The 5,052-nt window shown below is 42.7% G+C and carries 6 protein-coding genes; 1 reads left to right on the top strand and 5 read right to left on the bottom strand.

The window, feature by feature from the left end; genetic code table 11:
• On the top strand, window positions 1-1,397 hold a 1,397-nt coding region (locus IM485_RS17390; RefSeq protein ID WP_287744620.1), incomplete at its 5' end, for an ATP-binding protein.
• Window positions 1,398-1,526: 129 nt separating this feature from the next.
• Here the strand turns inward: IM485_RS17390 and IM485_RS17385 are convergent.
• The 5 genes from IM485_RS17385 to IM485_RS17365 all read right to left on the bottom strand — a co-directional run.
• Window positions 1,527-1,811 carry a DUF4164 domain-containing protein gene (locus tag IM485_RS17385; protein ID WP_104398014.1) on the bottom strand — a complete coding sequence of 95 codons (285 nt, stop codon included), beginning with the start codon at window positions 1,809-1,811 and terminating at the stop codon, window positions 1,527-1,529.
• Between the two features lie 83 nt (window positions 1,812-1,894).
• Window positions 1,895-2,191 carry a DUF4164 family protein gene (locus tag IM485_RS17380; protein ID WP_002751121.1) on the bottom strand — a complete coding sequence of 99 codons (297 nt, stop codon included), beginning with the start codon at window positions 2,189-2,191 and terminating at the stop codon, window positions 1,895-1,897.
• Window positions 2,192-2,258: 67 nt separating this feature from the next.
• Window positions 2,259-3,323, bottom strand: coding sequence for a glycosyltransferase family 4 protein (locus tag IM485_RS17375; protein WP_194014036.1), 1,065 nt, complete (start codon window positions 3,321-3,323; stop codon window positions 2,259-2,261).
• Between the two features lie 78 nt (window positions 3,324-3,401).
• Window positions 3,402-4,685: a serine hydroxymethyltransferase gene (gene glyA, locus IM485_RS17370; RefSeq protein WP_104398013.1), complete on the bottom strand. Its 1,284-nt coding sequence runs from the start codon at window positions 4,683-4,685 to the stop codon at window positions 3,402-3,404.
• 261 nt (window positions 4,686-4,946) lie between these two features.
• On the bottom strand, window positions 4,947-5,052 hold a 106-nt coding region (locus IM485_RS17365; protein ID WP_287638279.1), incomplete at its 5' end, for a transposase.

Here is a 5,052-nt window from a genome sequence, read left to right as displayed (position 1 = left end):
CCCTAGCAAAACAACTTACTGCTACAGGAAATTATGCCGCAGTCATGGTATCAGTGGAAGTAGGAAGTGCATTTAATCATGATCCTACTGCCGCAGAATTGGCAATTTTAGGGGCATGGTATAATACAATAAATATCCGTTTACCTAAAGAATTGCAACCAGCTGCTAAACAATGGCAACAGGAAGAACCAGGAAATAGAATTAACGATTTTTTAACAGCTTGGGCAAAAGCTATCAATCGTCCCATAGTATTATTTATAGATGAAATTGACTCTTTACAAGACCAAACATTAATATCAGTTTTACGAAAGATAAGAGATGGTTTTCCTAACCGTCCTGAAAATTTTCCCTCGTCAGTAGGATTAATTGGTTTACGAGATGTGCGAGATTATAAAGTAGCATCGGGAGGTAGTGACAGATTAAATACTTCTAGTCCTTTTAATATCAAAGTTGCTTCTCTTACCATGCGAAATTTTAATCTTGCAGAAGTGGGAGAATTATATCGACAACATACAGCAGCAACTGGACAAATTTTCACACCAGAAGCTATAGAAACAGCTTATGATTTAACCCAAGGACAACCTTGGTTAGTCAATGCTTTAGCTAAAGAAATTGTAGAAAAGATGGTAAAAGATAGAAGTATTATTATTGACAAGGAACACATTTTACAAGCTAAGGAAATATTAATTAATCGTCAGGATACTCATTTAGATAGTTTAGCGGAAAAACTAAGAGAAAAACGAGTTAAAAACATTATTGAACCAATTTTAGCAGGGCAAACCTTACCCGATACTCTAGCAGATGATCGCCAATATTTAATAGATTTAGGATTATTACGACGTGATCCGATGGGGGGATTAGTTATTTCTAATCCCATTTATCGTGAAGTTATTCCCCGTGTTTTAGTACAAGGAACTCAGGACAGTTTACCTTTAATTAGTCCTAGTTGGTTGACAGCAAAAGGTGAACTAAATATAGATGCTTTATTAACAGCATTTCTCAAGTTTTGGCGACAACATGGAGAACCATTATTAAGTAGTGCTGCTTACCATGAAATTGCTCCGCATATAGTATTAATGGCTTTTTTACATCGTGTGGTTAATGGTGGGGGAGTTTTAGAAAGGGAATATGCAATTGGTAGCGATAGAATGGATTTATGTTTACAGTATAAAGATGTAACTTTAGGGATTGAATTAAAAGTATGGCGGGATAAAAAACGCGATCCGCAAGCTGATGGAATTGAACAATTAGAATCTTATTTAGGACGTTTGGGTTTAGATTTTGGTTGGTTATTTATCTTTGATAGGCGGAAAAATGCTTTACCAATGGAAGAAAAATTATCCACTGAAGTTGTGGTGACAGAAAATCAATATAGAATTACTGTGATTAGGGCTTGAGTTTTATATTTTTTGTTTGACGCAGAGGCGCTACAGTCGCAGAGAGGAGAACGGAAAGAGGGATTTTTGCAGATCATTTTTCTCTGTATCCTTGAAAATTGTAGAGTAAACAAAGACTAAAGACAACTTTTAGGGATTAGGGAAAAAGACGACTTTTCCCAGAATGCCTAGTATTCCTGTCACCAAAATTCCGACAATGCCAAGAAACCCATTAGTGGTAATATTCACCCGTGCATTCAGGTCATCAATACGCTTTTCTATTTCCATAACTTTAGAATCTAGGGCTTTAATATCTCCTCTTATTTCTGATTGTCCTATCTCTAGCTTATTAACATCTCTTTGTAAAGAGTCGATTTTTCCCTCAATCCTTGTCAGGACTGCTTCTAGGGAATAAGTTACGGTTTCGTTAGACATTTTACTAAACTCCTACTTTTGCTGATTTTTTCTCTAATCGACAAGGCATCAAAATTGCCCATAGGTACGACTAAGGATAACTTTTAGGGATTAGGGAAAAAGACGATTTTTCCCAGAATGCCTAGTATTCCTGTCACCAAAATTCCGACAATGCCAAGAAACCCGTTAGTGGTAATATTCACCCGTGCATTCAGGTCGTCAATACGCTTTTCTATTTCCATAACTTTAGAATCTAGGGCTTTAATATCCCCTCTTATTTCTGATTGTCCTATCTCTAGCTTAGTGAGACGCTCATTAACATCTCTTTGTAAAGAGTCGATTTTTCCCTCAATCCTTGTCAGGACCGTTTCAAGGGAATAAGTTACGGTTTCGTTAGACATTTGCTAAACTCCCAGAGTTATCCTGCCGCTATCTTAATTATTAATCTTTTTTCTAGTTTAAGACGGCTTACGGTTCACTGCCACGATTGCGCCAGACTTGCCAACCGACGTAACCGAGGAGGAGAGTCGCACCAAAGGCAAAACCCCAACCACTGGGAACATTGGAGAAACCGAGGGCTAAACTGCCCACCCAGAGAGTTAGGGCGTAGATAAATAATACTGTCAGACGGTGAGAGATACCCGCTTTCAGTAAACGGTGGTGTAAATGACGTTTATCAGCCACAAAAGGGGATTTTCCGCGTTTGAGACGGGAAATAATCACCGTGGACATATCGAGGAGAGGAACCGCGAGGATGAGATAGGGTAATAAGACGGCGGTAACGGCAACAGTAGTCACAGCAGTGGTTTTAGCCAATCCAATCACCGCCACACCCGCCAGGGTAAAACCCATAAAATAGGCCCCACCATCCCCCATAAAAATTTGAGCGGGGTTAAAATTGTAACGCAGAAAACCCAAAGCCCCACCTGCTAAAGCGGCGGCGATAATAGCGGCGGCCGGTTGTCCCATCACCAAAGTTACAATCAAAATCACCACGGCAGATATACCCGAAACCCCCGCCGCTAATCCATCTAAACCGTCAATCCAGTTAATCGCGTTAGCCATCCCCACTAACCAGAGGAGAGTAACTGGTAAACTTAGCCAATGAATTTGTAATAAATCGCCGAAGGGAATAGAGAGGAAATCGATCCTAACGCCAGCTTGCCAAGCTAGAAAAGCGACGCTAAACTGCATTACCAGACGATTGAGCGGCGAAAGATTAAAAAGATCATCCGCTAGACCGATGAGGAAAAAGCCCAAACCGCCTAGGGTTACGCCCCACACTTCCCATTCTCGATCGCTGTTTAAACCGGCAAACCCTCCCAACCACCAAACGATCAGGAGGGCAGTTAAAGCGCCGACAAAAATCGAAACTCCCCCCAGTCGAACCATAGGCCTTTCATGGACCTTCCTTTCGTTGGGTTTATCGACGTAACCGCTTTTCAGTCCGACGGTTCTGACGAGGGGGGTACTCCAAAGCACCACGGTATGGGCGATCAGAAAAGCAATTAGATAGTATAAATCTCCGGACATGGGAATTGGGGGGCGATTTAATTCACAATTGGCAACTGACAGGCAATCGCCAATTATGAATTTTTATTATCTCTCGTTTTAGGCCAAGGCGGGGACAGAAATATGGAGATGGGGATAGAGGGGGAAGCTTTCACAGAGTTTTGCTACCCGTTGACGGCAAGCAGTTCTCAGGGCTTCATCCCCTGGATTAAGGAGAATATCGGCGATAATGTTGCCAATCTCGATAAATTCCGTTTCTCCTAGTCCTCTGGTGGTCATAGCCGGGGAACCCAAGCGCAAACCACTGGTGACAAAGGGAGACTCGGGATCGAAGGGAACAGTGTTTTTATTAGCGGTAATATTGATCGTACTCACCAAGCGATCGGCCTCTTTCCCGGTCATGCCCACGGATCTTAAATCGAGTAACATCAAGTGATTATCCGTACCATCAGTGACAATTTTAATCCCTCTAGCCTTCAACTGACCGGCCAAAGCTTGGGCATTAGCGATTACTTGGCCCGAATAAATTTTAAACTCCGGTTTCAATGCTTCCCCAAAAGCCACCGCTTTCGCTGCGATCACGTGTTCTAGGGGACCGCCTTGGGTACCGGGGAAGACGGATTTATCGAATTTTTTGCCTAATTCCTCGTCTTTGGTCATAATTAAACCACCCCTAGGACCGCGCAGGGTTTTGTGAGTGGTGGTAGTGACCACATCACAGTGGGGTAGGGGGTTAGGATGATGACCAGTGGCCACTAAACCAGCAATATGGGCGATATCTGCCATCAGGTAGGCACCCACTTCGTCAGCGATGGCGCGGAATTTCTCGAAATCAATCTGGCGCGAGTAGGCAGAATAACCGCAGATAATTAGTTTGGGTTTTTCCTTGCGGGCGATGTCAAGGATGAGATCGTAGTCCAGGCGTTCGCTTTCGGGACTTACTCCGTACTGTACTACTCGGAACCATTTTCCGGAAACGTTAACGGGGGAACCGTGGGTAAGATGACCACCGTGGGAGAGATCCATGCCCATAATCGTATCGCCGGGCTGCAAGAGCGTCAGGAAAACGGCGAAATTAGCTTGGGCGCCAGAGTGGGGTTGTACGTTAGCGTGGTTTGCCCCAAATAGTCGTTTAACCCGATCGATCGCTAATTGTTCCGCTTCGTCAACGTATTCGCAACCGCCATAGTAGCGTTTTTTGGGCAGTCCTTCGGCGTATTTGTTGGTTAAAACCGAACCCTGGGCGGCCATGACGGCAGCCGAGGTAAAGTTTTCACTAGCGATTAATTCTAGGTGATCTCTTTGACGTTGCAGTTCTTTTTGCAGAATCCCTGCGATCGCTGGATCCGTCAGGGATAGTATATCTAGGTTGGTATCAGTCACGGTTACTCGATCCTTTTTTTTAACAATTTACCTGTAATCCTTGGGTCACTTTCTCCATTTTGGCACAATCTCTAATCTTCCGACACACCAGTGAGCTTAATTGTCTCTCTTAGGGATCGATGATAAATTGTCAACTGTTAGCGGTAAAATCTTCATTTTTAGTCAATAAGTGATATAGCGTTTTTCAGTCTGCTGAGGTACAAAAGTTATGGGTTTTAGGCAAAAGGCAAGGCTCTTCTGGTTTTCGTGTGTTAATTTTTGTTATGAATTAAAGCAAGCAAACAGCTTAAGTCGAAGATGTTGAAAATTGGTAAATCCATAACTCATTCTTTTAATAAGCTTTATTTTGGTATTCATTCCCTCAATT

The organism is Microcystis sp. M169S2 (genome assembly GCF_020245865.1).
GTDB lineage: Bacteria > Cyanobacteriota > Cyanobacteriia > Cyanobacteriales > Microcystaceae > Microcystis > Microcystis ichthyoblabe_A.
The sequence above is the reverse complement of the archived record's forward strand: the minus strand, read 5'-3'. Positions and strand labels throughout refer to the sequence as shown.

What these genes read in the sequence shown, in the direction of transcription:
- IM485_RS17385 (WP_104398014.1), bottom strand. Translation starts at nt 1,811, where the DNA reads ATGTCTAACGAAACCGTAACTTATTCCCTAGAAGCAGTCCTGACAAGG.
- IM485_RS17380 (WP_002751121.1), bottom strand. Translation starts at nt 2,191, where the DNA reads ATGTCTAACGAAACCGTAACTTATTCCCTTGAAACGGTCCTGACAAGG.
- IM485_RS17375 (WP_194014036.1), bottom strand. Translation starts at nt 3,323, where the DNA reads ATGTCCGGAGATTTATACTATCTAATTGCTTTTCTGATCGCCCATACC.